General features: G+C 64.6%; 31 protein-coding genes and 2 pseudogenes. 16 read left to right on the top strand and 17 right to left on the bottom strand.

Going from position 1 to position 26,600, the window contains the following annotated elements; translation table 11 throughout:
• Positions 1 to 372 precede the first annotated feature (372 nt).
• Positions 373 to 1,134: an SGNH/GDSL hydrolase family protein gene (locus ET475_RS15300; protein WP_207205368.1), complete on the top strand. Its 762-nt coding sequence runs from the start codon at positions 373 to 375 to the stop codon at positions 1,132 to 1,134.
• Here the strand turns inward: ET475_RS15300 and ET475_RS15295 are convergent.
• The 6 genes from ET475_RS15295 to ET475_RS15270 form a co-directional block, all read right to left on the bottom strand.
• A complete protein-coding gene (locus tag ET475_RS15295) occupies positions 1,115 to 1,603 on the bottom strand; it encodes a DUF2087 domain-containing protein (protein WP_129392207.1) in 489 nt (162 codons plus the stop codon). The two genes, ET475_RS15300 and ET475_RS15295, sit on opposite strands and share 20 nt — an antisense overlap.
• 5 nt (positions 1,604 to 1,608) lie before the next feature.
• Positions 1,609 to 2,346 (bottom strand): class I SAM-dependent methyltransferase, encoded by a 738-nt coding sequence (locus ET475_RS15290; RefSeq protein ID WP_129392205.1) that lies wholly within the window; start codon positions 2,344 to 2,346, stop codon positions 1,609 to 1,611.
• A 9-nt stretch (positions 2,347 to 2,355) separates the two neighbouring features.
• The gene (locus tag ET475_RS15285) at positions 2,356 to 3,660 is read right to left on the bottom strand and encodes an MFS transporter (RefSeq protein WP_242497864.1); all 1,305 of its coding nucleotides are present in this window, start codon (positions 3,658 to 3,660) and stop codon (positions 2,356 to 2,358) included.
• 87 nt (positions 3,661 to 3,747) lie between these two features.
• Entirely contained in the window at positions 3,748 to 4,254 is a 507-nt protein-coding gene (locus ET475_RS15280; RefSeq protein WP_129392201.1) for a hypothetical protein, read from the bottom strand.
• 42 nt (positions 4,255 to 4,296) lie between these two features.
• Positions 4,297 to 4,788: an FBP domain-containing protein gene (locus tag ET475_RS15275; protein WP_129392196.1), complete on the bottom strand. Its 492-nt coding sequence runs from the start codon at positions 4,786 to 4,788 to the stop codon at positions 4,297 to 4,299.
• A 283-nt stretch (positions 4,789 to 5,071) separates the two neighbouring features.
• A complete protein-coding gene (locus ET475_RS15270) occupies positions 5,072 to 6,403 on the bottom strand; it encodes an aspartate aminotransferase type Ic (protein ID WP_242497666.1) in 1,332 nt (443 codons plus the stop codon).
• A 67-nt stretch (positions 6,404 to 6,470) separates the two neighbouring features.
• Here ET475_RS15270 and ET475_RS15265 point away from each other — a divergent pair, with 67 nt between their 5' ends.
• Positions 6,471 to 6,722 (top strand): type II toxin-antitoxin system Phd/YefM family antitoxin, encoded by a 252-nt coding sequence (locus tag ET475_RS15265; RefSeq protein WP_129392194.1) that lies wholly within the window; start codon positions 6,471 to 6,473, stop codon positions 6,720 to 6,722.
• Positions 6,719 to 7,117 carry a type II toxin-antitoxin system VapC family toxin gene (locus ET475_RS15260; protein WP_129392192.1) on the top strand — a complete coding sequence of 133 codons (399 nt, stop codon included), beginning with the start codon at positions 6,719 to 6,721 and terminating at the stop codon, positions 7,115 to 7,117. The genes ET475_RS15265 and ET475_RS15260 overlap by 4 nt, the downstream gene beginning before the upstream one ends.
• A gap of 81 nt (positions 7,118 to 7,198) precedes the next feature.
• Here ET475_RS15260 and ET475_RS15255 read toward each other — a convergent pair whose 3' ends face one another.
• Positions 7,199 to 7,642 carry a GNAT family N-acetyltransferase gene (locus ET475_RS15255; protein ID WP_129392190.1) on the bottom strand — a complete coding sequence of 148 codons (444 nt, stop codon included), beginning with the start codon at positions 7,640 to 7,642 and terminating at the stop codon, positions 7,199 to 7,201.
• A 76-nt stretch (positions 7,643 to 7,718) separates the two neighbouring features.
• Complete coding sequence (locus ET475_RS15250; protein WP_129392186.1) at positions 7,719 to 8,273, bottom strand: AAA family ATPase; 555 nt, start codon at positions 8,271 to 8,273, stop codon at positions 7,719 to 7,721.
• A 26-nt stretch (positions 8,274 to 8,299) separates the two neighbouring features.
• Here ET475_RS15250 and ET475_RS15245 point away from each other — a divergent pair, with 26 nt between their 5' ends.
• The 7 genes from ET475_RS15245 (at position 8,300) to ET475_RS15215 (ending at position 12,726) form a co-directional block, all read left to right on the top strand.
• Positions 8,300 to 8,611 (top strand): hypothetical protein, encoded by a 312-nt coding sequence (locus tag ET475_RS15245; protein ID WP_129392183.1) that lies wholly within the window; start codon positions 8,300 to 8,302, stop codon positions 8,609 to 8,611.
• A gap of 39 nt (positions 8,612 to 8,650) precedes the next feature.
• Positions 8,651 to 9,334, top strand: coding sequence for a hypothetical protein (locus ET475_RS15240; RefSeq protein WP_129392180.1), 684 nt, complete (start codon positions 8,651 to 8,653; stop codon positions 9,332 to 9,334).
• 235 nt (positions 9,335 to 9,569) lie between these two features.
• The gene (locus ET475_RS15235) at positions 9,570 to 10,160 is read left to right on the top strand and encodes a hypothetical protein (protein WP_129392177.1); all 591 of its coding nucleotides are present in this window, start codon (positions 9,570 to 9,572) and stop codon (positions 10,158 to 10,160) included.
• A complete protein-coding gene (locus ET475_RS15230; RefSeq protein WP_129392174.1) occupies positions 10,157 to 10,681 on the top strand; it encodes an RNA polymerase sigma factor in 525 nt (174 codons plus the stop codon). The genes ET475_RS15235 and ET475_RS15230 overlap by 4 nt, the downstream gene beginning before the upstream one ends.
• Before the next feature lie 152 nt (positions 10,682 to 10,833).
• Positions 10,834 to 11,319: a hypothetical protein gene (locus ET475_RS15225; protein ID WP_129392171.1), complete on the top strand. Its 486-nt coding sequence runs from the start codon at positions 10,834 to 10,836 to the stop codon at positions 11,317 to 11,319.
• A 197-nt stretch (positions 11,320 to 11,516) separates the two neighbouring features.
• A complete protein-coding gene (locus tag ET475_RS15220; RefSeq protein WP_129392168.1) occupies positions 11,517 to 11,978 on the top strand; it encodes an NUDIX domain-containing protein in 462 nt (153 codons plus the stop codon).
• Between the two features lie 235 nt (positions 11,979 to 12,213).
• Entirely contained in the window at positions 12,214 to 12,726 is a 513-nt protein-coding gene (locus tag ET475_RS15215; RefSeq protein WP_422879920.1) for an acetyltransferase, read from the top strand.
• Positions 12,727 to 12,767: 41 nt separating this feature from the next.
• On the opposite strand, the pseudogene ET475_RS15210 reads toward ET475_RS15215, so the two are convergent.
• Positions 12,768 to 13,635, bottom strand: a pseudogene (locus ET475_RS15210) (IS5 family transposase).
• A gap of 64 nt (positions 13,636 to 13,699) precedes the next feature.
• Here ET475_RS15210 and ET475_RS15205 point away from each other — a divergent pair.
• Positions 13,700 to 13,993: pseudogene (locus ET475_RS15205) on the top strand (NUDIX hydrolase); the annotation flags it as partial.
• A gap of 417 nt (positions 13,994 to 14,410) precedes the next feature.
• Here the strand turns inward: ET475_RS15205 and ET475_RS15200 are convergent.
• The 6 genes from ET475_RS15200 to ET475_RS15175 all read right to left on the bottom strand — a co-directional run bounded on the left by ET475_RS15200 (position 14,411) and on the right by ET475_RS15175 (position 20,697).
• Positions 14,411 to 15,859 carry a hypothetical protein gene (locus tag ET475_RS15200; protein WP_129392159.1) on the bottom strand — a complete coding sequence of 483 codons (1,449 nt, stop codon included), beginning with the start codon at positions 15,857 to 15,859 and terminating at the stop codon, positions 14,411 to 14,413.
• 139 nt (positions 15,860 to 15,998) lie between these two features.
• Positions 15,999 to 16,343 carry a helix-turn-helix domain-containing protein gene (locus tag ET475_RS15195; RefSeq protein ID WP_129392156.1) on the bottom strand — a complete coding sequence of 115 codons (345 nt, stop codon included), beginning with the start codon at positions 16,341 to 16,343 and terminating at the stop codon, positions 15,999 to 16,001.
• On the bottom strand, positions 16,340 to 17,452 hold the full coding sequence (locus ET475_RS15190) for a tyrosine-type recombinase/integrase (protein ID WP_129392153.1): 1,113 nt from the start codon (positions 17,450 to 17,452) through the stop codon (positions 16,340 to 16,342). The genes ET475_RS15195 and ET475_RS15190 overlap by 4 nt, the downstream gene beginning before the upstream one ends.
• A gap of 194 nt (positions 17,453 to 17,646) precedes the next feature.
• Complete coding sequence (locus tag ET475_RS15185) at positions 17,647 to 18,192, bottom strand: type II toxin-antitoxin system VapC family toxin (RefSeq protein ID WP_129392150.1); 546 nt, start codon at positions 18,190 to 18,192, stop codon at positions 17,647 to 17,649.
• Positions 18,189 to 18,287 carry a type II toxin-antitoxin system VapB family antitoxin gene (locus tag ET475_RS18185; RefSeq protein ID WP_242497664.1) on the bottom strand — a complete coding sequence of 33 codons (99 nt, stop codon included), beginning with the start codon at positions 18,285 to 18,287 and terminating at the stop codon, positions 18,189 to 18,191. Before ET475_RS18185 ends, ET475_RS15185 begins: the two co-directional genes overlap by 4 nt.
• A 58-nt stretch (positions 18,288 to 18,345) precedes the next feature.
• Positions 18,346 to 20,697 (bottom strand): ATP-binding cassette domain-containing protein, encoded by a 2,352-nt coding sequence (locus tag ET475_RS15175; protein ID WP_129392147.1) that lies wholly within the window; start codon positions 20,695 to 20,697, stop codon positions 18,346 to 18,348.
• A 103-nt stretch (positions 20,698 to 20,800) separates the two neighbouring features.
• Here ET475_RS15175 and ET475_RS15170 point away from each other — a divergent pair, with 103 nt between their 5' ends.
• Positions 20,801 to 21,364, top strand: a complete 564-nt coding sequence (locus tag ET475_RS15170) for an HdeD family acid-resistance protein (protein ID WP_129392144.1) — start codon at positions 20,801 to 20,803, stop codon at positions 21,362 to 21,364.
• 54 nt (positions 21,365 to 21,418) lie between these two features.
• On the opposite strand, the gene ET475_RS15165 is transcribed toward ET475_RS15170, so the two are convergent.
• Positions 21,419 to 22,183 (bottom strand): SDR family oxidoreductase, encoded by a 765-nt coding sequence (locus tag ET475_RS15165; protein WP_129392141.1) that lies wholly within the window; start codon positions 22,181 to 22,183, stop codon positions 21,419 to 21,421.
• 128 nt (positions 22,184 to 22,311) lie between these two features.
• Between ET475_RS15165 and ET475_RS15160 the strand changes: the two genes are divergently transcribed.
• The 4 genes from ET475_RS15160 (at position 22,312) to ET475_RS15145 (ending at position 25,005) form a co-directional block, all read left to right on the top strand.
• Positions 22,312 to 22,797, top strand: coding sequence for an NfeD family protein (locus ET475_RS15160; protein ID WP_129392138.1), 486 nt, complete (start codon positions 22,312 to 22,314; stop codon positions 22,795 to 22,797).
• Complete coding sequence (locus ET475_RS15155) at positions 22,794 to 23,762, top strand: SPFH domain-containing protein (RefSeq protein WP_129392135.1); 969 nt, start codon at positions 22,794 to 22,796, stop codon at positions 23,760 to 23,762. Before ET475_RS15160 ends, ET475_RS15155 begins: the two co-directional genes overlap by 4 nt.
• Positions 23,759 to 24,532 (top strand): glycerophosphodiester phosphodiesterase family protein, encoded by a 774-nt coding sequence (locus ET475_RS15150; RefSeq protein WP_129392132.1) that lies wholly within the window; start codon positions 23,759 to 23,761, stop codon positions 24,530 to 24,532. The genes ET475_RS15155 and ET475_RS15150 overlap by 4 nt, the downstream gene beginning before the upstream one ends.
• 101 nt (positions 24,533 to 24,633) lie before the next feature.
• A complete protein-coding gene (locus ET475_RS15145) occupies positions 24,634 to 25,005 on the top strand; it encodes an RNA polymerase-binding protein RbpA (RefSeq protein ID WP_129392129.1) in 372 nt (123 codons plus the stop codon).
• On the opposite strand, the gene lnt is transcribed toward ET475_RS15145, so the two are convergent.
• Positions 25,006 to 26,589, bottom strand: a complete 1,584-nt coding sequence (lnt, locus tag ET475_RS15140; protein WP_242497663.1) for an apolipoprotein N-acyltransferase — start codon at positions 26,587 to 26,589, stop codon at positions 25,006 to 25,008.
• Positions 26,590 to 26,600 lie beyond the last annotated feature (11 nt).

Here is a 26,600-nt window from a genome sequence, read left to right as displayed (position 1 = left end):
ACGGCGACGTGCACGCTGTCAGAAGCAGAGCGGAGGCCAGGGCGAGTGCAACGCTCGCGGCCACCAGATGTCGGTGCACTGTACGTATCATCGGTGCACTGTACGTGTCATCGGTGCACATCCTCGATCTGCGGCGCGGAGCCGGTCGTCACCGACGTCGACGGTGCGACGGCGACGTTGGAGCGTCGGGAGCGAGGGTTGGTCATCCCTCGAGCATATGCGAGACATCCGAGCTTGCACGGCGCCCCCGGCACCGCGCCACCCGAGTGTCATAGTCCGCTCTCGCTGTGCGCGCACGCCCGGCTCCACGCCAGCGGATCCCTGCTCGTCCTCAGTCGCACTCTCCCGAAATGCCCTCGCTAGGCTGAGCAGGTGTCAGACGTGCGTTTCGTAGCCATTGGGGACTCATTCACCGAAGGAGTGGGCGACGAACTGCCCGACGGCCTCGTGCGCGGCTGGGCCGACCTCGTCGCGCAGGGCTGGGCGAACGCGGTGGGCAAGCCCGTCGAATACGCCAATCTTGCGATCCGCGGCAAGCTCATCGAACCCATCGTCGAGCAGCAGCTCGAACCCGCGCTGGCGCTGCATCCCACACATCTTTCGTTCAACGGCGGTGGTAACGACATGCTCCGCCCTCGCACGTCGATCGAGCATGTCGCCGACCTCTTCATGCACGTCCTGCGGCGATGCGACGAAGAGGGTGTGAAGCTCATCGCACTCTCGGGCGCGAACCCTTCTGCCCAGCTTCCCCTACGCCGGCTCATCCAACGTCGCGGAGACGTGCTGTCTGCCGCGGTGGCCGAGCGTCTCGCGGATCGCCCCGACGTGATCACCGCGTGGAACTGGCCCGATCGCGAGTTGAGCACTCCGGGCTATTGGTCAGCAGATCGGCTGCACATGAACCCACGAGGTCATCATCGTGTTGCCGCTCGGGTGCTCACGTCTGTGGGGCAGAAGCCTCCGACTGACTGGTGGTCGCTGCCAGAGCTCGAGGACGCCGGACTCCGGGGCGCCGCCTACTACCGCGCGCATGTACTGCCGTGGGTACAGCGCCGGCTGAAGGGCACCTCGTCGGGCGACGGCCGCGCTGCCAAATACGCCGACTGGGTCGAGGTCACTCCGCAGCGGGTGTGACGCGCGCGTACTGCGAACCAGACGGGGTGCGCTCGACGAGGTCGTGGTCGACGAGGTAGCGCCGCAGAACTGCGACGTCAGCCGTGAACTGCGCGAGCCGCTCGTTGAGCGCCCGCTCGTCGAGCACCTCGCCAGGTTGCAGCGTGTGCTCCACGATCCAGACGAGCAGCGCACGCCGCTCGGACATGCGCATGGGGTAGCGATCGATGCGGCCGTCGGAATCGAGGAAGCGCTCCGGCCCCGTCGGGCGAGGAGGGGTGTTCTCGGCGAGCATCGCCGTCAACGCGGCATCCGAGAACGTCGCCTGGCCGGTCTCGTCGACCTCGACCAGCCCCAGCTCGGCCAGGCGCCGCAACGCGCGCGTCCGTCGAGCGTCGGTCAGCTGTACACCCGCGCTCAACTCGCCGAGCGCAGCACGCAGATCTGGATTCAGCAGCGCCGCCACAACGCCGCGCCACTTCTCACTCATCGAGATCAGGCTACCGGCTTGGTCGCCTCGAGGATGCCGGTGGCCATCCACGGACCGCTCCACCACATCCGCCATCCCGCGGCGCGCTTGGCGACATCGGCCGCCCCGTGTGCGCGCAGGCGCCGCTCGTACTCGCGGACCTTGGAGATGTCGGCGATGACCAGTCGACCGCCCGGCGCGAGCACCCTCCAGGCCTCGTCGATGGCCTGACCACGACCGGCGGAGCGTGAAATGTTGTGGATCGACAGGCTCGCCGTCACGAGGTCGAACGCATCGTCGGGCGCCGGGAGCGCCGTCATGTCGGCGGTCAGGAAGACGATCCTGTCGTCGACCCCGTTGCGAGCGGCATTGGATGCTGCGGCGTCGGGTCCGTTGCCAGACTGATCGATCGACCGCCAGAGGTCGACGCCCGTGATCTGCGCGTCGGGAAACCGCTGCGCCGTCATGATCGCCACGGCCCCGCGACCACACCCCATGTCGAGGACGTGTTGCGCGGACGGCACCTTGTTGAGCACTTCCCGCCAGACTGCGAACTTTCCGCGCAGGCTCGCGTGCCAGAACAGTCCCGCGGATACGAGCACAAGGAGCCCGATCACTCCGACGACGATGCCCGTCGGCGCGGCATCCCACAGCCACACAGCGCACCCCGCGAGCACCAGGTAGACGACGCCGATGCCGGCGATCAGCCAGGGAACCCAGGGAGCGTCGATGCCATAGTCGCCGAGCGGCCGCGCGCGGTACATGGCGCCAGACTATCCCCGCCGGCCGCTCGCGCGGCGCGGCTCGTCCATGCCCAGCAGAATGCGGGTGCGCTTGCGCTCGTACACGATGAAGAACGCACCGAGCAGCCACAACGGCACCTGCGTGAGGAACGCGATGCGGAAGGCGTCGAGGCTGTAGGTCGCCGGTGTCCCCGCACCCTGTAGGTCCAGGGCCACGCCGATGAGGAAGATCGCGACGAGCCCTGCGACGAAGCCGCCGGTGTTGGTGATGCCGGTCGCGGTACTGAGCCGGTGGCTGGGGTTGTGGGTACGCGCGTGGTCGAACGCGATCATGGATGCCGGCCCACCGGTGCCCATCGCGACGGCGAGCACAAGCAGCAGCCACAACGGAGCAGGGCCGGGCCATGCGATCACCGCAAGCCACGCGATCATCTGAAAAGCGACGGTGGGCAGCACGAGCGCACGCGAGCGGTGATTGGGCAGGCGCCCCGACAGTGCACCCATGAGCGGTCCGAGCACCATCCCCACCACGATGTAGACCGTCGTGATAGCTGCGGCCTCGGCGGTCGTGCGCCCCTCACCGGCGGTGAGGAAGGGAATGCCCCACAGCATGATGAACGCCGTGCCGGCGAACGGTGTGGTGAAATGCGACCAGAACGCCAGCCGGGTGCCGGGATGAGCCAACGCCGCGCGCACACCGACCCGGGTGTCGGCGGCAGAGGTCACCACCCTAATCGCACCGGTGTCGGTGTTGACCGTGACGTCGGATGACACCGTGGGCGGATGGTTGCGCACGATGAGCTGCAGCAGGATGGCGAACAGCACGCACAGCCCGGCGATCGACGCGAAGGTGATCTCCCACGAGGTGGCGTGCAAGAGGGACGCCAGCGGAGCGATCGACAGAAGCTGTCCGGTCAGGCCCACGATGCCGGTCAACTGCACCATGAGCGAACCACGCTGCGCGGGGAACCAGGTGGCGACCACGCGCAACACGCTGGGGAAGACCGCTGCGTCGCCGGCGCCGATGATCATCCGCGCGCCGATGGCGATGCCGACGTTGGGTGAGAAGGCCATCACCAACTGGCCGACGGCCATCAGCGCCATGCCGAGCACGATGATCGGGCGTGTGCCCCAGCGATCGAGCAGAAGTCCGATCGGCAGTTGCATCGCACCATAGACCGCAAGCTGCACCACCGCGAACATCGACAGGGTCGAGGCATCCGCGTGAAACCGGTGCGCCGCGTCGACGCCCACCGCTCCCAGCGACGTGCGGTTCATGACCGAGAGAACATAGGCGGCCACGGCAACGCCCCAGATGATCCACGCCCGCCACATCGGGGCGGGGTGCAGGGGAGTGGTCACAGACATTCCGATCGAACGAGCGAGCTTTTCCAGAGTAGCCGTCGGCCGGCACAATTCCTCTCAGTGGTGAATGAGCACTTTCAGCACTATCAGCACGGCACCGAACGCGCCGCTGATAGCAGCCCCCAGAAGACGTACCCAGAACGAGGATGTCCGAGCAGCGGCCATGAGCCAGCCATCGACGATCAGCAGCACAGCGGTGATGATCAGAGCCAGCCACACCGCGGCATCCGGTGTGATGACCCCTGAGGCACCGACGACGAGCACCGCCAGCGGGGGAACCGCTACCACGAGCAGGCCGATCGAGTGACGCACCGCTCCACCCAGCGCTGTCGGAATCGAGGAGCCCTTGCCACCGGCCATGCGGGAGAGTGTTCCGGCATACACGTGGGCGGCGAAGAAGACGAGCACTGTGACGAGGACCGTGACCATGGTCTCCCACGCCTCATCTGCCCGTTCCGATCCGATGAGCACCATTCCCGCAACGAGGATGAGGCCATAGACGGCCTCTTCTGAGACGAGGAGGCCGCCCAGGCGGGTCTGTGGGCGCACCACGTTATCGGGCATGTCCCCAGCATGGCACCCGTGGGTTCTGCCGACGGGGTGCCGTCAGCGACTGTCGCGAATATCGCGGGCGAAGTTCGCCACGTTCTCGCGCAGCGCGACAATCCGTCGCTCGCGTGCTGCCTCGCGGTCGTATCCCGGATACGCCAGCGGCGGGAGTTTGCGCACGTTGCGCGGGCATTCGAAGTGCGCGCACACAAGCGTGCCGACGGTGTCGCCGTTGCGACCGGCGCGCCCACTGCGCTTGGCGCTGAAGAAGACCACGTCGTTGGGGAGCGTGACGTCTTCGCACCATGAGCATTGCGGGCGGGTGCGCGATCGCTGGTCTGATTCGCGCATCAGGATGCCGACGGGCTGGCCATCCACCGGCACGACGATGTATCCCTGCAGCGCGAATTTGGCGTCGCGCCAGCCGAGAAAGTCGATCGTGGCCCAGTCGGTCTCGTCGAAGTCGTGGGGGAGGGTCAGTGAATTCCGTTCACGCTGCGAAGCGTTCACGAAGGACGCGCGGAGGTCCTTCTCGGTGAGGGCGTGCATGATGACGTGCTTTCTGTCGTAGATCTGTTCGAGGGATACACCGGACAGCGCTCGCCCGACGAACCGGGAGAGCGCTGTGGGGCGCGGTCATCTCGTGCCGGCGCTGGGCGCGCCGACGACCTCCCGACGTCCCAAGGGACGGTGAACGAAAAGATGCACGTGGGGGAGTCTACGCGCCAGGCATTCCGTGCCGCGCAGAGCTGTGCTGCGGGTCGTCGACTCTGCGGATGCCATTCGTCCGGTCATCGTTCGCAGCGACAGGAGAGTATCGCGACGTGAGCCGTCACGCTTCGTCCGCTGCCGGGCTCGGCGTGATCGCCGCGGCGGCTTCGGCAGCAGCCAGGAGGATGCACGTAGCAACACCATCCATGGCGGCGCGCACCTCGTCCAGCGGCGGCATCGACGGTGCGAGACGGATGTTCCGGTCCTGCGGATCGCGGTGGTAGGGGAACGTGGATCCCGCCGGCGTCAGCGCGATTCCGGCATCCTTCGCCAGCTGCACCACACGCGACGCGGTGCCCGGCACCACGTCGACGGAGACGAAATATCCACCGAGCGGCTCGGTCCAGCTCGCTACGCCCGCCTCTGAAAGCCGCCGCGTGAGGATCTCGCCGACCGCGGAGAACTTCGGCGCGAGGATCTCACGGTGGCGCCGCATGTGTGCGCGCACCCCATCGGCATTGCGAAAGAACATCGCATGCCGCAACTGGTTGACCTTGTCGGGACCGATCGAGCGGATGCCGAGGTGCGCCTGGTACCAGTCGATATTGGCGGGGGATGCTGCGAAGAAGGCGACTCCCGCTCCGGCGAAGGTGATCTTCGAGGTCGAGGCGTAGAGGAACACACGGTCGGGGTTGCCGGCGTCGGAGGCCAGGGCGACGGCGTTGACCGACGGGGTCTCGACGTCGGTGAGGTGGTGCACGACGTATGCGTTGTCCCAGAAGATGCGGAAGTCGGGCGCGGCCGTGGGCATCGACACGAGTCGTCGGGCGACGGTTTCGGAGACGACTGCGCCATCGGGATTGGCATACGTCGGAACCACCCACAACCCCCTGATGCTCGCGTCCTCGGCGACGAGAGCCGCCACGGCCTCGGCATCCGGCCCGTCCGGCGTCATCGGCACGGTGACCATTCGGATGCCGAGTTCCTCGCAGATCGCGAAGTGGCGGTCGTATCCGGGAACGGGGCAGAGGAACGTCACCTGCTCTTCGCGCGACCACGGACGGTCGGAGCCGGGCACGCCGAACAGCAGAGCCTGCACGATCGTGTCGTACATCAGCGTGAGTGAGGCGTTGCCCTGCGCCAACAGCTGTCCGACGGGCACATCCAGCAGCTCGGCGAAGATGCGCCGCAGCTCGAGCAGACCCGACAATCCGCCGTAGTTGCGGGTATCGGTGCCGTCTTCGGCCGTGTGCTGGCCCTCGCCGGGCAGCGCCAGCAGCGGCTCAGAGAGATCAAGCTGCTCGGCGGACGGCTTGCCGCGCGTCAGATCGAGCGTCAGCCCGCGGGCCTTGAGATCGTCATACTCGCGGCGGAGGTCGTCGAGGCGTGCGGCGAGGGCGAAATCGGTGCTCACATCGGCGACCTCATGGTGGCCGCGGTCTTCTTCAGTCACCCTGCAAGTCTAGAGACAACCGCGCAGGAATGTAGATCACTGTAGATCATCGTGTCATCATAGGACCATGAAGAGTGTGTCTGTGCGGGAACTGCGCCAGAACCCCGCGGGAATGCTGCGCGATGTCGAGGCGGGGGAGACCTACGCGATCACGTCGCGGAATCGGCAGATCGCGCGCATTGAGCCCATCGTCGCTTCCACTCAGGTGATCCCTGCGAAGCGCGAGGGGAGGCCACAACTGGCCGAGCGGTCACCGCACACCGTGCGGACCGCCGCGTCCGTGGATGAGCTGCTCGATGACCTGAAAGGCGATTGGTGACCACTTTCTACGTGGACACCTCCGTTCTCGGGCGGGTCCTGCTGCGCCACTCTCCGCCGGCTCTGTCGTGGTTTGAGGATGCCGCGGAGCAGGGCGCACTCGTCTCCTCGCGCTTGCTGAGAACCGAGATGACCCGACTGGTTCGCCGCGAAGGTTTGCGGATGCGCGACCGGGACGAGATCTTGGACTACGTCGCGACCATCCCGCTGGATCATCCCGTTTTGATGGAGGCTGAGGCTATCGTTCCGCACGTACGGACTCTGGATGCGATCCATCTGGCATCCGCGTTGCGCGCAGGAATCGAGGACCTGGTCGTGGCGACGCACGACGCGAGGATGCTCGACGTCGCCGAGATCATGGGCTTCCGCGTCGTCGATCCCTGCGTCGCACCATGAAGCCGGGGGTTGAGTCCTTTTACCGCTACTCCCGTCGTCGCTTTCTCGCCAGTCAAATCCTCGGGCCCTGAACTCCGCCACTCATTCCTCCGGCGGTAGGTACCTCAGAACGTTCGTTTCTCGACGCCGAAATCCTGCCGACTCGTAGAGTCTCAAAGCCGACTCACGCGACGGCCGAGAGGTGAGTTCCAGCGTGCGAAGATGCCGACGGGTTGATTCGTCAGTGATTGCATCAAGGAGTAAGCGAGCGATGCCTCGCCCGCGCGCACTGCGGTTGACAACGACATCTTCCACGATCCCGCGCCAGCCGGTCACCAGCGGGAAGGTCACAAGAGTCGCCATTCCGACGATGTGTCCCGCGTTCCGCGCGACGAAGAGATCTACGCCTGACGCGGCGATCAACGCGTGCACGCGGTCGGGGTCGAAGGATGCGGTAGATGACAGCTGGGAAAGTAGAACACTCACCTGTCGAAGATCGTCGTCCGTCAGTGTCTCAACGATCGCGATGTCGATGTCCTCGGTCATGTTCGCGAGCCTATGCCAGGTCGGGGGCCAGGCTGGAGCCTCCGATTGGATACCGGCTTATCGCTTTGAAGACGGACTATTCGCTCTTAGTCGCCAGCCGTGGTGGCTGCTCAAGACAGAGGTCCTGCAGGATCGACGACACCAGGTCCTCTGTCGAGATGTCGCTACCGATGCGTGTCTCGTCGTGCCAGGGGAGTGGTTGCCACCCGTCGTACCAGTCGCGAATCTTGTCCGCACCGAACTCCTTCGACAGTGGCCGTCCTGCGTGGCGTCGGATCGTCTCGTCGAGTCCGATGTCGAACTGGTAGATCCGGGTCTGTCCGCGGTGGTCGTTATGCAGACGCTCGAACAGCGCCGAGTAGTCGCGGAGGTTGAAGATTCCGTCCAAGATGACGTCGTATCCGAGGTTCAGAGCGTCGCGCGCAGCGCTGACGATCAGGATGCTTGCGTCGCGGGATCGTTGTGGCCTGTCATCGTTGCTCAAGATCTCGCGGCGGAAGTAGTCCTGATGGATGAGGGCAACCTTCGGGCCGAGTTTTGCGCGTAGCGCCAACGCCGTCGTCGTCTTTCCCGAGGCGGAATCTCCTCGAAGGATCACAAGATGAGTGGACTCGCTGCCGACGGAAGTCACACCTACATCCTGTCAGCCAGCAGATCATGCCAATCGTGATCTTACGACTGGTGGCCCGTGAACGTCGGGGAGGGTTGTTGGCAGATCACGCTGATCAGTCCCACGTGATGGGTAATCCCGTTACCCGTTTCTTCACTATTCGGGGCAGTTGCGCCGCCTTCGGCGGCTCCGCCGAATACCTACCACACGCGTTTCGGCGCGTTTCGGTTTCGGCAGGGGGTTTCGGCCGGTCGCGCTTCGGCGTGTCGCGCACCTGGTCGTCGACGTCGAAAGGGCTGCGGGAAACGATCGATTCCGGCGTGCCCCCAGCCGTCGTGGAAGATCTCAGGATGCGCTAAAGCCACGGCTCCCACAGGCGGTTGATCTATTGTCGTTCCATGTCGGAACATGAGACGCGAAGCGAAGGCTTGAACGTCGGGAGGATCTCGGCGCCGAGCGATCCCATCGCATACCCTCATCGACCATCCACCTTTGAAGGCGGCCACGACACGTCCTGTGCGATAGCAGCGACCGCACACTGGTCGGAGCCTGAACCTGCCACTCGAACGGAGCGTATCTTCGCGATTGCGACGACGATGACGGTCGCCCTGCTCACACTGTGCGCGATCGGGCATCTCTTCCTTCTCGGCAGCGGTTTAGTCCCCTTCAATGCGGGCGAGTGGGGATTTCCGGACTATAGCTATCTGATGTTGATGGGGTTGATGTCGGTCGCGCTGATCGCGCGTTCGGCGCTGTCCGAGGACGCACTGAGACCGCGCACGATCATCGTCCTATCCAGCACGATCGGAGGCATCGGAACGCTCTTGGCATTAGCCAAGGGCTGGCTGATGCTCTTCGGTGCCGCCTTCGCCGAGGAGGACTGGGTCACCTATTCCGTCTTAGGCGCCACCGCCGTCAGCATCCTCCCCTTCGCACTCCCGCTCGCGGCCGGAATCATCCTGCTACGCAACGACTTCGAACCTAGGCAATGGCGTGTGCGCGCCGTCGCGCTAGCCATCACCGTCGCCGCGACAGTGATGCTCATCGCCGCTTTGGTGCCCCGCTGGGTCGGATTTGCCTAGTTGCTCACTCCGGCAATTCGCGATAGGGCGTCTGTTTTCATCTGCGGGGCTATCAGATCGAGGTTGCTGCGAACGTTTGCGGTCGGCATAACGGCGTCGGCGCCCGATCGCGCCAGAAACGATCGTTTTCGGCTGGCCGATCACACGTCTTTGAATGGAAACTGCCGACCGATGGACAATCTCCGGAGCTGCGGACATGAACTAGGTAAAGACTGTCCTGCAACGAAGAGAGCTCATGATGAATGACACGGACTTCGAGCGCGTGCTCCGCGAGTCATCCCCGCAGGTGGGGACTTCAACGAATCTCGCTCCACACCAGGATCGGATTCTGCGCGAGGCACGTGTTCGCCACGGTCGGCGGCTGCGGGTGTGGGCAGCAAGTCTGGGTGTGTCAGCACTCCTGGTCGGCGGTGGTTCTGCGGCGATGGCCGGTGCTGGAATGGAGACCCCCTGGGGGTGGGTCGCGGACAATGTCTTCTCTTTCTCCAACGGCGCGGACATGTGCTTCGCCGGTATGCAGGTGCATTTTGAGGGCGTTAGCGCAGACTCCGACATCGTTCTGGACGCCCGAGACTTCGTGAGTTCACTCGACCTAGAATCGCTCGACACTAGCCTGGCCGAGGCCGAGTTGCGAGATGGAAACGGCGCCGCCCTCGACGAAGATGGGAACCCGTCACCGGTCACGATGAGCGAGGCGATGATCAAGCAACAGGCTCTCTCGCAGACGGTCTCGAGAATGATGTGGGAATACCTTGAGGCGAAGGGATACCCCACCGACCCGAGCCCGGTCAGCTTCTACACGCGTTCCGCGGGTTGCAACGAATGACGGCCAGGGATGACCGGGCCAGCTCGTTCGACGACGCGGTTACCACTAACCGGGATGCGTTGTTGGCGTACTTTCAACGGCGGTTGTCGAACCCGGCTGACGCCGCCGAAGCGTTTGGTGAACTGCTTCTTACGGCTTGGAGGGCACGACGACGGATGCCGGAGGGTGAGACCGAAACGCGCATGTGGCTCTACGGAATCGCCCGTAACGTGCTTCGGAACGCACACCGCACACTCGCGCGTCGCTCAGCTGCCGTGGAAAAGCTCAAAGAAGACTTCACCGCCGCCGCTTACGAAGTAGAACCGCCCCATGGAGAAGTATGGGAAGCCATCGCGACACTGCCAGCCGAAGATGCAGAGCTGTTGCGCCTCGTCTACTGGGACGGGCTGAACTCGCACGAAGCGGCACAGATTGTTGGCATCAACGCCTCAACCGCTCGCTCGCGCCTGTCGAAGGCGAGAGCCACGATCCGCACGGTCCTCGAGCAAGCCAACGCACCGGCAGGAGAACGCCATGTATGAACCGCGACCCGACGACGTCATACTCCCTCCCACACAACCGATCGACCTTTCCTGGCTCATCGCGCACAACGCTGAGTCCGTCGAGGACAAGTGATCGCCGCCGACTGAGTGCCACTACGAAGTACGTTCGAGGGATGAGGACACGGCCAGGCGTGACACGCAGAACCGAAGAGGAGCCGATGAGCTTCTCGCGCTCTGAGTTTCTTAAAGGTGCTCTCGCCGCGTGGCTATGGTTCCTTGTGATCCACCAGGCGCTCTTGCTCGTGCCCACGGGTGGCTACGGATTCGTCGCGTTGTACCTCACTCTTCCGTGGTCATTCGGCGCGCTCGTGATCGGTTCGCCGCTAGCGTTCTCACTCGGTCAGGCGTTGCGGCGTCAACGCCGATCATGGGTGCACATCGTCGCGTTCGCATTCTTCGGGCTCATCATCGGCGTACTCACCACAGCTCTCGCTACGTGGCTGTCAGGTGAAAGCACGCAGTATGGGTGGTTTCTGTTCGCCTCGCTAACAGCGGTCTCCGCCTGCCCTGCCGTTGTACTCGGCTGGTGGCACGCCGCACGGCACGCCCGCAAATCGGATTCCGAGAAGGCGACGAAAGCCGCAGACATCGACGCGGAATACGAAGATTCGCTCTGAGGTAGTTCGACGTCGACTCTCTGCTGCGCAGCAATTACGACAGGCGTTTGTGACGCCGACCTCTTGTCCGCGCCGTAAACGATCGTTACCGGCGGGCTGGTGCAGCGAGACTGCTGAGCCGGCCGCAAACGCCAGCCAAGCGAGCCGGACGAGACGAACCTGCGGACACCGCCCCGCAAGCCCGTACCCTGGAGCACATGCCAATCTCGCCCTACCTCACGTCGCTGCGCGAGCGTGTCGGTAACGACTTACTTCTTCTCCCCGCGGTGTCGGCGGTGATCCGCAATGACGTCGGGGAGGTCCTTCTCGCACGATCGCACGGTAACGATGAGTGGGCTCTCATCGGAGGAGGCTTGGAGCCCGGCGAAGAGCCAGCCTCTGCAATCCTCCGAGAGATCCGCGAAGAGCTGGGCGTCGAGGCGCGAGTCTTGCGAATCGTCGGGGCGTACGGAGGCGAAAGCATGTTCATCACCTACCCGAACGGAGATCGCTGTGCGTATGTCACGACCGCGTACGCATGTCGGCTCGTGTCTGAGGCGTTCACTATTGAAGAGGATGAGCTGCGTGAAGTCGCCTGGTTCACGCCCGAAGATCTATCACAACTCGAGACACAGCCATACGTGGCCCGGATTCTGGCGGACGCAGGCATGGCGATCTGAGCCCTGCCGAAATCGATCGTTTCCGGCGCGGCGGGGACCACGCTGGAAGATGGAGACATGTCAGTTGATCGTTCCTACATTCGCGTCAAGGCCATGCTGGTTATCCCTAACGCCGATGGCTCTCGTCATCTCGTTAGCGTCAACGCCCCGACCGTTGAGAATCCGGCTGGATATCACCGGCTGGTCGGAGGGAGTGTCGAGCTAGGACGTGTTGCTAATCAGGTGACCGCTGCGTATGCGTCTGCCATCGCTCTGGGATGATGGGCTGATGATGTCTTCGCGAGGGGAACCCACCGTGCCTGCTCTGTGTATTCGGCCGTCAACCGGGGCTGCGGAGTACCCGGCGCTCGTTGAGATCTGGCGCAGCGCGGTGGATGCGACGCACGACTTCCTCGCGGATGCTCATCGCGACGAGATCGAAAGCCGCCTGCAGTCTGACTACTTCCCGGCCGTGACCCTCTCGGTCGCAGAGCTTGATGGTGAGCCGGTGGGATTCTCCGGTGTTCTCGACAGTAATCTGGAGATGCTGTTCGTTGACGCGACGCGACGCGGAGCTGGAATCGGCACGGCGCTTCTCAACCATGCAATCACGGAGCGCGGCGTCGCCAAGGTGGATGTCAACGAACAGAATGTGTCGGCTGCAGACTTCTACGCTCACCGAGGATTCGAGGTCGTTGGTCGCAGCGAGACGGACGAGGCTGGTCGGCCGTACCCGTTGCTCCACATGAAGCTCAACGAGCCGTCCTGACCCGCGTATCCGCCACCCCGTAAGAGGCTCTCCTGGCCGAACTACAGCCATTGGAGCGTCGCAGCGAGGCACACTCCCGCGTGATAGTTGCGAGCCGTCTTGTCTGAGCGCATCGCGATCCCGCGCCACTGCTTGAGCTTGTTGAAGCACCGCTCGACGACGTTGCGGACTCGGTACCGGGCCCGCTGGTCCTGACCGAAGTCGATCGGTCGTCCTCGGCGCTTGCGACGGTGGGCGATCTGGTCGTCACGCTCGGGGATCGTCGCAGCGATCCCGCGCTCTCGCAGCCAGGCTCGGTTCGCCTTCGACGGGTAGCCCTTGTCCGCGAGCACCCTGTCCGGCCTTGACCGTGGCCTGCCTCTCGCGCCCTGGACGCGGATCTCACTCAACGTCGCGATCAGCATGCTGGTGTCCCCTGCCTGCCCGGGCGTGAGGATAAACGCGAGGGCGCGGCCCTTCCCGTCGCAGACCAGGTGGTTCTTCGTCGTCAACCCGCCACGGGAGCGGCCGATCGCGTGATCAGACGGTTCCTTCCCGAACTTCTTGTAGTTCGACAGAGCCCCCTGTGGCGCGCGGAAGAGTCGCGCCGTGCTGATGCACGCGCACGATCGTGGAGTCGATGGAGGCGACCCAGTCCAAGTCCCCAGCCTGCTGCGCGAGGGACTGCACCTGCTCCAGCAGTCGCGCCCAGACGCCCTGCTCGGCCCACCGGTTGAAGTTCTTGTAGATCGTGTTCCAGTTCCCGAACCGCTCCGGCATGTCCCGCCACGGAGCACCCGTCCGGAACCGCCACGCCGTCGCCTCCACCACCGTGCGACGATCCACCGGTGGCCGGCCCGTCGACTTCACCTTCGGGAACAACGGGCCGATCGCAGCCCAGGCCTCATCCGAGATCACATCACGCGACACGCGTTCAAGACTCGCCGAACAGCCGGTCAGAAGGGTTTAGCAACACGCCCTAGGCGAGACGCATCGGGAGGCGATAGTCCGCGAAGTGAACGAGGAGCTTGGAGCGCGCATTGTTGGTCTCAAGCACCTCGGCATGGTCGAGAACATCTTTCGCTTCAACGGCGAGGTCGGCCACGAAATCGTCGCTTTGTACTCCGGCACGCTCGATCCGGTGCCTGCCGAAGAGGGAGGGACGCTCACCGAGTCAGACGGTTCAGTAGTGCCTGTGGTGTGGCGCCCATTCGACGACGCGGGCCTCACGGTGCCTCTATATCCCGCCGGGGCCAACGATTGGGTTCGCTCTTCGCTCGACACCTAGGGGGCGCACCCGCACGACCCAAGGTGTTGCGGTCTGCGTTATCGGCGGCCGAGCGTCGCTATCTGCTCAAGCTGCCGCAAACGATCGTTATCGGCAAGGACTTACGCAGAGAATTTAACGAAGACGGAGGGCTGTTACGTTCCTAACTGAAGTCACTTGGTGGTCGCAGGGGACTTCCAGCCCGGACGGAGGCCGCTTCGGCGCTTCACGATGAAGCGCACCGTTTCCGGGCGAGTGTCGAGCCAGACGCTGATCAAATCGCGCGCCTGACTGGGTACTTCTTGCAACGTCAGCGCCTGCGAGACCGTGTCGAGTTCTGGAACCCTGATGTGCCACCATCGTCCGTCCGGGTGGACGGTGACAAGGTACGGACGGGCTCGATTCGCGCGTGGCATAAGAGAGACACTTTACGCCAGCTCACGATAGGCGCGTTGCTGCTCCGCGCGGTGTGGGGGTCTTGAGGTCGACATAGTCTGACATGGGGGCGCCAGCATGCGCTGCGTATCGGGCGATGACGGGCTTGCTATAGCCGAGCAGATCGATCAGCGTTCGGGCGTCGACATCGTGCGCGAGGTCCCGCAGCGTCGCGTTTCGGGCGCGTTGCGCATCTATCCCGAGCACCTTGAGCCTTTCGGTGAGCGTTCCGGGATGCAGATGATGCCCGGCGCGGGTGCCGGGGAATAGCCACGGTGTGCCGGTATTGACGGTCTGCGGATTGCCTGGCGAGTCGAGGTGTCCACAGAACAAGTCGACGACGGCCTCCGGGACAGCGGTGGGCCGAACGCCAAGTTGCAGAGTCATTCCGTCGACACCGAACACAGCATGCTCCCGGCGAAGCATGACGATCTTGTTGAGCGGTTGTGCCCACAGCAGCAAGATAAGGCCCGCGATGCGAGTGGAGAGGGTGACTTGATGCCATTCGAGACAGTTCCGAACCAGCTCAATGCGTTCGCTCTGTCTCAGCATGGGCTCAGATCGTGCGGTACGAAAGGGTGCGTCGATCCGATCCGCCTTGCGGTGCCGGCCTTCGTCTCGATTGATCCATCGAGCGAAGTTGCGTATGTGTTTTCGGGTGCTCGTCCCACTCGCAAGATACTCATCGACATGGTGCTGGCGGAGGTCCTCGGTGCCGATATGGTGTTCGGCACGTAGCCAGAGAAGAAACTTGCCGGCTTCGGTGATCTCCTGCTTCGCAGCATGCGTGACTGTTTCGAGGTTCGCTCTTTCCTCGACAGCACGGTCGCGGACGCGTCTGAGATGGTGCCAAGTGGCGAAGCGTTCGATGCGATCACGTGTCCCATCGTCGGGGAGCGTTGCGAGGCGTGCCTTGATCCACTGCTCGAAGCGGTGCAATCGTTCATCCGTGCCACGCTCGGGGAGCATGTGATGGTGCACGAGGAGGGCACGTAGGTGCTCGACTGCGTGCCCGGGCTCCAGGCCGTCGAACGCTTCTTGAGTGAGTGGGAGTTCCCGGGTGCCGATCGCGGCGAGCAGTGCGTGCGCTCGTTTTCCGCGCATGTACGAGTAAATGCTCTCGGGTCGCGCAACATCAGCAAGCAGGTCGACGAGGCGGCGCAGACGCAAATCGGCGCCGGGGGAGACCAGGTCGTTGAGGTCCGTGCGGACGACGCATCGGATGCACACCCCGCCGCGAAATCGCTCGGCCTCCCGGCCGCATGCGTCGCATTCGAGGTTGGTTTCGATCCCGGCGCAGGTGCGACAGATCGCCCATGCCATCTCGTCGCGCCCGGGGAGCATGCGGTCTTCCTCGCCGCATCCGCGGCAGGTGCCGTACGTGTGGGTAGCGTCGGTGAAGCAGATCCCACAGATGTTCCCTTCGGGCCACCGCACACGGATCTTCGCCACGTCGGTGCGTTTGCAGCGCGCGCAGGTGAGAGTGCCGATTGAACGTGGACGGCCACGACGCGCGGGTGGGACCAGTCCACGCAGCGAGGGTGGGCGTGTGGTTCCGTTTCCTCCGGTTGCAGGCCGGCCCGGCTGTGATTCAGTCATCGTCTTCGTCGATGATGCGAGCGCGCACGGGGCGGTAGTCGCGCAGATCTGCGACGCCGCTGTCGCCGGATGCTTTGCGATGCCGAACGGTCTTCACATCAGTGGCGGTGAATGTGATCAGGTCGTTCATCTCCACATCGAGGGCGTCGCACAGCGCAACGAGCATCTTGAGCGAGATCCGTTCGGGCTCACCAGATACGATCCGCCAGATCCCATTGGGGGTCAGCGTGATGCCGCGTTCGTGCAGCAGGGGAGCGAGTTCCTTGGCTGTGAAGATGCGGCGGCGAGCCATGATCTCCCGCACGCGCCACGTGTAAGTCAGTTCACGTCGGCTCATGGAGTCCTCCTGTTATCGGGGCGCGGTGCGCGAGCCGCGTCGAGCGTGTTTGAGTGAGCGCGTTCCAGCGCGCGCCGTTGATAGTCGGGGGAGGGGAGCGTGTAAATCGAAGTCGTCGCTGCATGCTCATGCCCGAGCTGAAGCTGCACGAAGGTGACATCGAAGCCCTCACCGGTAATGAGCTGGGTTGCGTAGGTGCGGCGAAACGAGTGCAGGTCGAGCCCTGGCGGGAAACCGAGTTCGTCGACCAGCCCGCGAAGCTTATCCAGCAGGTGCGACTCGCCCACGAGCCCGCCTGTGCTGGTGGGGAACAAGTCGTTGACCGGTTCGCCGTAGCGGGGGAGGCCGAACTCAATCCAGTCCTCGATCACGTCTGCAGCCCATTGCCACACAGTGAGTACCGAGCGGACTTTCTTCGCGGAGCCGCGGTGCGGCTTTCCCCACCGAACCCGGGCGACCCCGAAGTCGCCCATATAGGGGGCGCGGCCATTGCGAGAGAAGTCGACAGTCTGGAGGTGACGCATCTCGTTCGTGCGCAGTCCCCAGCCGTATGCCGTCTTGAATGCCACAGAATCGCGCCAGGCGGCCAACGCGCCACGGCGACCCGAATCGAGGATACGGTGCACCTCCAAATCGGCGAGGTCAAACAACTCCTGCAACTCACGTTGGGTAAATGCGCGCTTCTCGGGGCGAGCCGTATTCGTCTGAGAATGGGTGACTCGGTTGAGCTCCGTAACGACCTGAACGAACACCTGGCCAAACATCTTCGCCGCCTGGTCATTCCAGTCGTAGCGTGGGTCGCACACGTAATCGCAGAACAGTTTGATCGCGCTCTGATAAGAGCGCACGGTGGCGTGAGATAGGTTGCGCACCGCACGGGCGTGCGAGAAGAATTCGTCAGAGTCTCCCATCGTCCATTGCCATGGATAGTGCCCGGTGAAGTCAATGAACGCCATCACGAGCTTTCGGCGGGTGCGAATCGTCGCGGGGGAGAAGTCCTTCGAACGCTGCTGCTTCTCCCACCCCGTCAACACTGCTGTGATGAACGCTTCAGGATCAGGGGTACGGGCACCGAACGGCGCAAAAAGCACGTTGTCGTCGTCCGTCATACGCGCTCCCAGCCCGATACGTCGACGCGGAGTGTTCGCTTCCCACCGCGCGCCAGCTCATTGCAAGGTTCGCACACAGATTGCGAGTAACGCAATCACATTTATGAAATCCCTGGTCAGACGCGATCGCACATGCCGCCGCCGTGCGACTCGCACCACCCAAGCACTAATCGGCTCACCAGATTGACCGTCCGTTAACTCCAGGTCACATCTGATTTTCCTACCAACGGGAGAGTGTTACCCGCTTCTTCACGATTGCGAGAACCGCACATAGAGTGGTTTCGTACTGACATAATGCGCATTATCGGACACCCCCTGTTTGCGGTCCGTCGCTCCATCGCAGAGCGGATGTCTGTCTGACCGAAGCCGTCGCCCTTGTAGAGCAGCGCAGTATCGAGCTCGTGGGCCAACGCGTATGAGAAGCAATCACCCATGTTGAGGCGGGCCGCATGATGTCCCTTACTGAATCGTTGCCAGGCTGCGATCGCGCCCCGCGTCATGACAGCGTCCACGGGCATCCACGAGACATCAAGATCGTCCAGCAGCGATGCAAGTCTTGCGAGGCCTTGGGCACCGTGCTTCGCCTCGACCACCACTGACAATTCGAACCGGGTCACTTCGGAGAGCAGCAGGTTGCCGGCATGAAGATTCAGCGCGTCGGCGAAGACGTCGGCGTCGTTCTCACCGAGGATGACGGCCGCAATCGCTGACGTATCCGCGACCACCGGCGTTTCGCTCACGTCGGAAGGCCCGAATCGTCATAGCTGAGAATCTCTTCCGATGTCCTCTCATCGAGAACCGGCTGGCGCCGCGCATCTTCGATGATCTGCTGCATCCGCGCTCGTCGTGCCGGCGAAGACGGCGCTGCCGATCCGCACCCGTATATACAACGGTCACGCCCCGACGGCGACGTACGCCGCGAGGTGCTCACCGGTCAGCGTCGACCGATCAGCGACAAGGTCTGCCGGCGTCCCCTCGAAGACAATGCGACCGCCATCATGGCCGGCACCCGGTCCGAGGTCGATGATCCAGTCGGCATGGGCCATCACCGCCTGGTGATGTTCGATCACGATGACGCTCTTGCCCGAATCGACGAGGCGATCGAGCAGACCGAGGAGGTTCTCGACATCGGCCAGGTGCAGGCCGCTGGTCGGCTCGTCGAGCACGTAAATCGCTCCCCCGTCGGCCATCTGGGTGGCGAGTTTGATGCGCTGTCGCTCTCCGCCCGACAGGGTCGACAGCGGCTGGCCGAGCGTCAGGTACCCCAGCCCGACATCCGCGAGTCGGTCGAGGATCTTCGCCACGGCGGGGATCGTCGCCTCTCCCCCGGCGAAGAACGCTCGCGCCTCGACCACCGGCATCCCGAGCACCTCCGTGATGTCTTTGCCGGCGAGCGTGTACTCCAGCACAGCGGGCTGAAAGCGTTTGCCGCCGCAGTCTTCGCAGGGGGTCTCCACGGTGTCCATAAAGCCGAGCTGTGTGATGATCACACCCGAGCCCTTGCATGTGGGGCAGGCACCCTCAGAGTTCGCGCTGAACAGCGCCGGTTTGACGCCGTTGGCTTTCGCGAACGCCTTGCGAATCGGCTCGAGCATGCCCGTGTAGGTCGCCGGGTTGCTGCGGCGCGATCCCTTGATCGCCCCCTGATCGACAGCGACGACGCCGTCGCGCCCCACGACCGACCCCTGGATCAGCGAACTCTTGCCCGAACCGGCCACCCCCGTCACGACGGCGAGCACGCCGAGCGGAATGTCGACGTCGACATCCTGCAGATTGTGGCTGGTCGCACCTCGCACCTGAAGGGCGCCGGATGCCGCGCGCACGGTGTCTTTCACACGCGCACGGTCATCAAGGTGGCGGCCGGTGAGCGTGTCGCTGACCCGCAGGTCATCGTCGGTGCCCTCGAAGCAGATCTCGCCGCCCGCCGTGCCCGCGCCAGGGCCCAGGTCGACGACCCGATCGGCGATGGCGATCATCTCGGGTTTGTGCTCGACGACGAGCACGGTGTTGCCCTTGTCACGCAGACGCAGCAGCAGTTCGTTCATGCGCTGGATGTCGTGCGGGTGCAGACCGATTGTGGGTTCGTCGAAGACATAGGTGACATCGGTCAGCGATGAGCCGAGATGGCGCAGCATCTTGATCCGCTGCGCCTCTCCCCCGCTCAGTGTGCCCGACGGACGGTCAAGGCTCAGATACCCGAGCCCCAGTGTGACGAACGCATCGAGGTTCGCACTCAACCCGGCCAGCAGCGGGCCCGCCTCGGCACGGTGCAGCTCGCGCAGCCACTGAGCCAGATCGGTCACCTGCATGGCGCAGGCATCCGCGATGCTGATGCCGTCGATCTTCGACGAGCGCGCCCCTGCGGTCAGCCGGGTCCCGCCACACTCCGGGCACACCGCGAACGTCGCCACCCGCTCGACGAATCGCCGAATGTGCGGCTGCAGGGCGTCGAGATCCTTCGAGAGAATCGACTTCGTGATCTTGGGGATCAGTCCCTCGTAGGTCACGTTGATGTTCTGGATCTTGACCTTCGTCGGCTCGCTGTACAGGAATGCGTGGCGTTGCTTCTCGGTGAACGTGGAGATGGGCGTATCTGCCGGATAGAAGCCCGATTCGGCGAATCCGCGCACCATCCAACCGTCCGCCGTGTATCCGGGAACCAGGATGGCGCCCTCCTGCAGCGATCGTGATTCGTCGATCACCTGGGAGAGATCGATGTCGGAAACCTGACCGCGTCCCTCACACCGGGGGCACATCCCGCCCAGATACACCTCGTTGCGGACGATCTTCTTCTCGCCCTTCGCCGAGGTCATGATGCCGCTGGCCTTCTGCGTCGGGATGTTGAATGAGAAGGCGGTCGGACCGCCGATATACGGCTCACCCAGCTTCGAGAAGAGGATGCGGAGCATGGCGTTGGCGTCGGTGACAGTACCCACCGTCGACCGCGGGTTCGAGCCGAGTCGCTCCTGGTCGACGACGATCGCCGTGGTCAGCCCCTCCAGCACGTCGACGTCTGGTCGGGCCAGCGCCGGCATGAATCCTTGCACGAACGCGCTGTACGTCTCGTTGATCATCCGCTGCGATTCTGCGGCGATCGTGCCGAAAACGAGAGAGCTCTTGCCCGACCCGGACACGCCCGTGAAGGCGGTGAGGCGGCGCTTGGGAATGTCGAGGTCGATGTTCTTCAGGTTGTGCTCGCGGGCGCCCCGTACCCGGATGACATCGTGTGCGTCGGCGGCATGCATGGGCCATAGGTTACGGCAGCGTGTCGAGAGTGGGCCACCGCCCGACGGGTCTAATGTGGGCAACGAAGGGCCTCACAGGTAAATCTCAGAAAGGCACTCCCCCATGTCCACAGATACCTCGCCGGCCGCCAGGTCAGCGGTCAACGGCATCCGCACTTTTCTCGGGCTCTCGGGCCTTGTCGCACTGATCGTCGGCATTCTGATCCTGGTCTGGCCGGGAAAGACGGCGGTGGTCGTCACGGCGATCATCGCCATCTACGCGATCGTCGGCGGGCTCGTCTACCTCGGCCTCGGGATCTTCTCCAAGACGATGGGAGTCTGGGCGCGCGTCGGTCACATCGTGCTCGGCCTCATCTACGTCATCGCGGGCATCATCGCATTCACGAACCTCGCACACACCGCTGTCTGGCTCGCAGTGTTCCTGGGCATCCTGGTCGGCATCATGTGGATCGTCGAGGGTGTCGTGGCGCTGACGACCGTCGGCGCTGCCCGCTCGAAGGGGCTCACCGTCATCTTCGCCATCCTCAGCATCATCGCGGGCATCGTGCTGCTCTTCTCGCCGCTGTGGGGCGCGCTCGTGCTGTGGTGGCTGCTGGGCATCTCCCTTGTCGTGCTCGGCATCATCCAGATCGTCCGCGCGTTCACATTCCGCGCGACCTCGATCTGAGCTCCTCACGACGAAGGGCCCCGGGAGCGTTCCCGGGGCCCTTCGCTCTGCCGCTCACTCGGCGTGGAACGAACTGATGTCACCGACCAGGCGGATGTTGTCGGCGGGAACCGGGTCGATGACCGCCTGCGCCACCTCCGCGGCGAACTCCGCCACGTTGTACAGCTTGCCGGCGTCTTCACGGCGCGACGCTATGGCACCGGGGTTGGCGCGCTCGAGCAGCGTCGCCGTGATGGTTCCCTCGATCATGTCGCCCGAGACCACCACGAAATCGATGCCCCGCTCAGCAAGTGCCGGGATTCGCTCGCGCAGCGCGTCCTCTCCCGCACGCTTCGACAACGCCACAGCCTCGTACTCGGGCATCGTCGCCGTCGTGCGGATGAAGTGCGCCTGGTGGCTCGTCACGAACACGACTCGCGAACCGGCCGACATGAGCGGAACCGCCGCCTCGAGCACACGCACCTGCGCGTCGCGGTTCAGCTGCAGTGCATAGTCTTCGGCCATGCCCGACTCCATGCCACCCGAGGCATTGAGAACCAGCACGTCGAGCGAACCGAATGCCTCCCGCACCTGGGCGAACATGCCCTCGACCGAGGTCTGGTCGGTCAGATCGGCCGCAACGGTGAGCACCTCGACGCCCAGCTCGCGCAACTGCGCGGCCAGCCGCTCGGCACGCGGTGCCTTGTTGCGATAGTTGATGACGACGTTCGCACCGGCCTCGGCGAGGTATCGCACGGTGTCGGCACCGATGCCGCGCGATGAGCCGGTCACCAGAGCGGTCTTTCCCTTGAGCGCGTCGGGCGGAAGAATCTGGGTCACGAGAACTCCTGGGGTATGAGGGATGCCGCGGCCGTGCAAATCACGCGACGACAGGGCCATTCGACCTTACCAATGCCACCATCGCGGCTCCGGCCCATGCTAGGTTCGGAGCACGAAGGGGAGGCTGCGTGGACATCATCACCGGGATCGAGCAGTTCGCGTGGATCATCTGGATCGCGCTGATCGCGATCTTTCTCGTCATCGAGATGCTGTCCCTCGACTTCACGTTCCTCATGCTCGGCATCGGCGGCCTCGCCGGCCTCATCGCCGACCTGTTCGGCGCTCCCCTTTGGCTTCAGCTCGTCATCGCGGCGCTCGTTGCTCTTCTGCTGATCTTCGTGCTTCGACCGCCTCTGCTGCATCGACTGCGGCGCGGTGAAGACCCCACCCCGTCGAACGTGGCTGCGCTCATCGGCATGCCGGCCGTGGTCCTGTCGACCGTGACTCGACTGGGCGGGCTCGTCAAGCTCGACAACGGCGAGACCTGGACCGCCCGTCCTGTCGATGATGAGGCATCGTTCGCACCCGACCTGCACGTGCGGGTCGCCCGCATCGAGGGCGCGACCGCGTTCATCCGTTCCGACCCTGAGACCTCTGAGGAGGGCCCGGCATGACGCCCGATCAGTACATTCCGACGGTGATCGGCTGGATCGTCGCGATCGCGATCATCATCTTCGTCTTGGTGGCGATAGTCCGTGCGATCCGCATCATTCCGCAGGCCACCGCCGGCGTGGTCGAACGGCTCGGGCGCTATCACAAGACCTTGCTCCCGGGACTGAACCTTCTGGTTCCCTTCATCGACCGGTTGCGGCCCCTGATCGACCTGCGTGAGCAGGTGGTCTCGTTCCCGCCGCAGCCGGTGATCACCGAAGACAACCTCGTCGTCTCGATCGACACCGTCGTCTACTTCCAGGTCACCGATGCGCGCGCCGCCACATACGAGATCGCCAATTACCTCGGTGCGGTCGAGCAGCTGACCACCACCACGTTGCGCAACGTGGTCGGCGGTCTGAATCTCGAGCAGGCCCTCACCAGTCGCGATGAGATCAACAGCAAGCTGCGGGTCGTGCTCGACGAAGCCACCGGTAAATGGGGCATCCGGGTCTCCCGCGTCGAGCTCAAGGCCATCGACCCGCCCCTGTCGATCCAGGACTCGATGGAGAAGCAGATGCGCGCCGAGCGTGACCGCCGCGCGGTCATCCTGACTGCCGAGGGCTCGAAACAGTCGCAGATCCTCGAGGCCGAGGGCCGCCGACAGGCGCAGATCCTTGAGGCGGAGGGCGACAAGCAGGCGCAGGTGCTGCGCGCCGAAGGTGAGGCGCAGGCCATCCAGAAGGTCTTCGACTCCATCCACGAGGGAAATCCCGACGACAAGCTGCTGGCGTATCAGTATCTGCTGACGCTGCCGAAGATCGCCGACAGCGCCTCGAGCAAGCTGTGGATCATCCCGAGCGAGTTCACCGACGCGCTGAAGGGCCTCACCGGGGCCTTCGGCGGAAAGGTCGCCGATGCGGCCGCGGCCGCACGCAGCGCGCAGAGCGCTGCGCACGAGACGCCGCTCACTCCCCCGACCCCGTGACCCATCCCTGGTTCGCCGCCGGAACGACGCCGCGCATCCTCGCGCACCGAGGACTCGTGACGCCGGAATCGGCGGCCGACGGGATGGTGGAGAACTCGTTCGCCGCCGTGGCGGCCGCGCACGCCGCCGGTGCCGTGTATGTGGAATCGGACTGCCATCTCACCGCCGACGGCACGGTGGTCCTCTTCCACGACAGCGATCTGTCACGGGTGACCGGCGACCCGCGTCCGCTCTCGGCGGTCACCGAGAGTGAGCTCGAAGATCTCATGGGCGACCGCGGCGGGCTCATCACGCTCGCCCAGGCGCTCGACGCGTTTCCCACGCTGCGCTTCAACATCGATGTGAAGGCGGATGCCGCAGCCCGGCCGGCCGGCGAGATCATCGGCCCCTACGCCGATCGGGTGCTGCTCACGAGCTTCTCAGACGCGCGTCGTCGGACTGCGCTGTCGGCATCGGCACGCAGCGGCGGAGTGCCGGCGACCTCGCCCGGGCGCGGCACCATGATCAGGGCGCTCGCGGCGGTGGCGGCGGGAGCCGCACCGCTGGTGCGCCGAGTCTTCTCAGGGGTGGATGCTCTGCAGATCCCCGAGCGTCAGGGGGCGGTGCCGGTGCTCACCCGCCGCCTCGTCGAAGCCGCACACCGCAACGGCGTCGAGGTGCACGTGTGGACGGTCAACGACCCCGTCGACATGCGCCGTCTTCTCGATCTGGGAGTCGACGGCCTGGTGACCGACCGTGCCGATGTGGGGCTCGACATTGCTGGTCGCTGACGCGCTGAGCATCGCCTGTGAAAGCCTGCGCAACCGCCTGCGTTCGGATGATGCGCACAGGTCGCCACGTTATACCTGAGTAGCGACGAGAGGACCACACAATGGCAGACCGCAGCTTGCGCGGCATCCGACTCGGCGCCCAGAGCTTACAGAGCGAAGAGGGCGTCGTGTTCCATGAACGCGTACAGAAGACCTATGTTTGCACGGCGTGCGAGCGCGAGACGACGCTGACGTTCGCGGCCGATGCCGAATTCCCCGACACGTGGGAGTGCCGCACCTGTGGCGAAGAGGCCGTGTTGCGCGTGGGCGAGAGCACGGTCACCGTGGACCACAGCGCCGACAAGGTCGCGCGCACCCACTGGGACATGCTGCTGGAGCGCCGCACCATTCCCGAACTCGAAGAACTTCTCGAAGAGCGCCTCGCATTCGTGCGCGCCCGTCGCGGCGGCGACACCTCCAAGCTCAGCGCCTGATCACTTTTCTGTGCGGATGCCGGTCCCCTCGGGGCCGGCATTCGCCGTTCTCCGGCCGGCCCGCAGCCGAGGCAGGCACCCGACGAGGGCGAGGGCGAGCGGGCTTCCCCAGCCGAGCAGAAGAGCCAGTGCCGGTCCGATGAGCGTGGCCGGCGTCAGCCCCGTGCGCAGGGGGACGTCTTCGAGCATGGCACCGGCGGTGTCCACATCCAGCCCTGCGATCTCCGATCCGTCGGGGGCGATCATCTGGCTGGTACCGACGGTGGAGATGTTCACCACCGAGCGTCCGGTCTCGATCGCGCGCATGCGCGCGAACGCGAGTTGCTGAAGATTCTCGTCGGTTCCCCGGAAGTCGGCGTTATTGGTCTGGAACATGAAAACCTCGGCGCCTCCGCGTGCGCCATCGGTGATGACGTCGTCATAGATCACGTCGAAGCAGATCGCCAGTCCTACCTTCACGTGACCCAGATCGAAGATGGGCGCGGCCGTCCCAGGCGTGTACTCGCGCTGGATGAGATCGATGAGGTCGGGCGCGAAGAAGTGATACAGCCAGCGGTCGGGGACGTATTCGCCGAAGGGCACGGGATGCCGCTTGTCATACGTCTGGACCGGGTTGTCGGCACCCGCCTTCCACAGCAGTGACGAGTTGAAGTAGTCGTCGCCGCGCCCCGTGACCGCGGCGACGATCAGCGGCGCGTCGAACCGTTCACTCAGACCGTCGAGAACGGCCGCCGTGGCGGCATCCTGTGTCGGATCGGTGTCCATGCCGCCCTCAGGCCACAGCAGCACGTCGAGGTGTTCGCCGAACAGCGGCGCCGTGGCGTCGAGCTGCGTCTGCAGAACATCATTCGGACCGCGGTGGTCGAAATAGCCGGTCGGGCCGTTGCCCTGTACCGCACCCACCCGCAACGTTCCGGCGTCGGCGGTCGGGAACTGCGGTATCAACACCACCACCAGCGCGACGAGGGCAGACGGCAGGAGCAGTCGCAGATCGCGAAGCCGCCGCACCCGCACGTATTCGACGACCGCCGCGCACACGAACACGATCAAGAACGTCAGGCCGTTGATCCCGACCCACGATGCTGCCGGCGCCAACGGGGAGTTCACCTGCGTGACACCGAGCCGCCCCCACGGGAACCCGCCGTACGGGAAAGTCCCCAGGATCAACTCACGCGTGGTCCACAGGCCCGCCACGAGCCCCGGCAGAAGCGTGACGCGTGCCCACCGCGCCGGCAGCAGCCGCGGCATCCATCGATAGGCGAGGCTGATCGGCACCGCGGCAGCGGCGGTGAGCACGGCCTCGAACAACGAGAGTGCCAGCCACGGCACCGGACCCAGGTATCGACTGGTGAACGACACGTTGATGAGGAAGAACGCGGCGCCGAAGACGAAGCCCACCAGCACCGCTCCCCAGAGCCGGCGGCCGATCAGGGTGAGCAGCGTGAGCGGAACCGCGGCGAAGACCACGGGCCACCAGCTCAGTGCGGGGAACGCGGTCGTCAGCAGCGCTCCGGCGACCGCCGCAAGGAATGTCGCGACGCCGAGCGGCAGCACAGGGCGCGGCAAGGCGCGACGATCGGGCACCCTTCCAGGGT

The sequence above is a fragment of the Microbacterium protaetiae genome (assembly GCF_004135285.1).
Taxonomy (GTDB): Bacteria; Actinomycetota; Actinomycetes; order Actinomycetales; family Microbacteriaceae; genus Microbacterium; species Microbacterium protaetiae.
The sequence above is the reverse complement of the archived record's forward strand: the minus strand, read 5'-3'. Positions and strand labels throughout refer to the sequence as shown.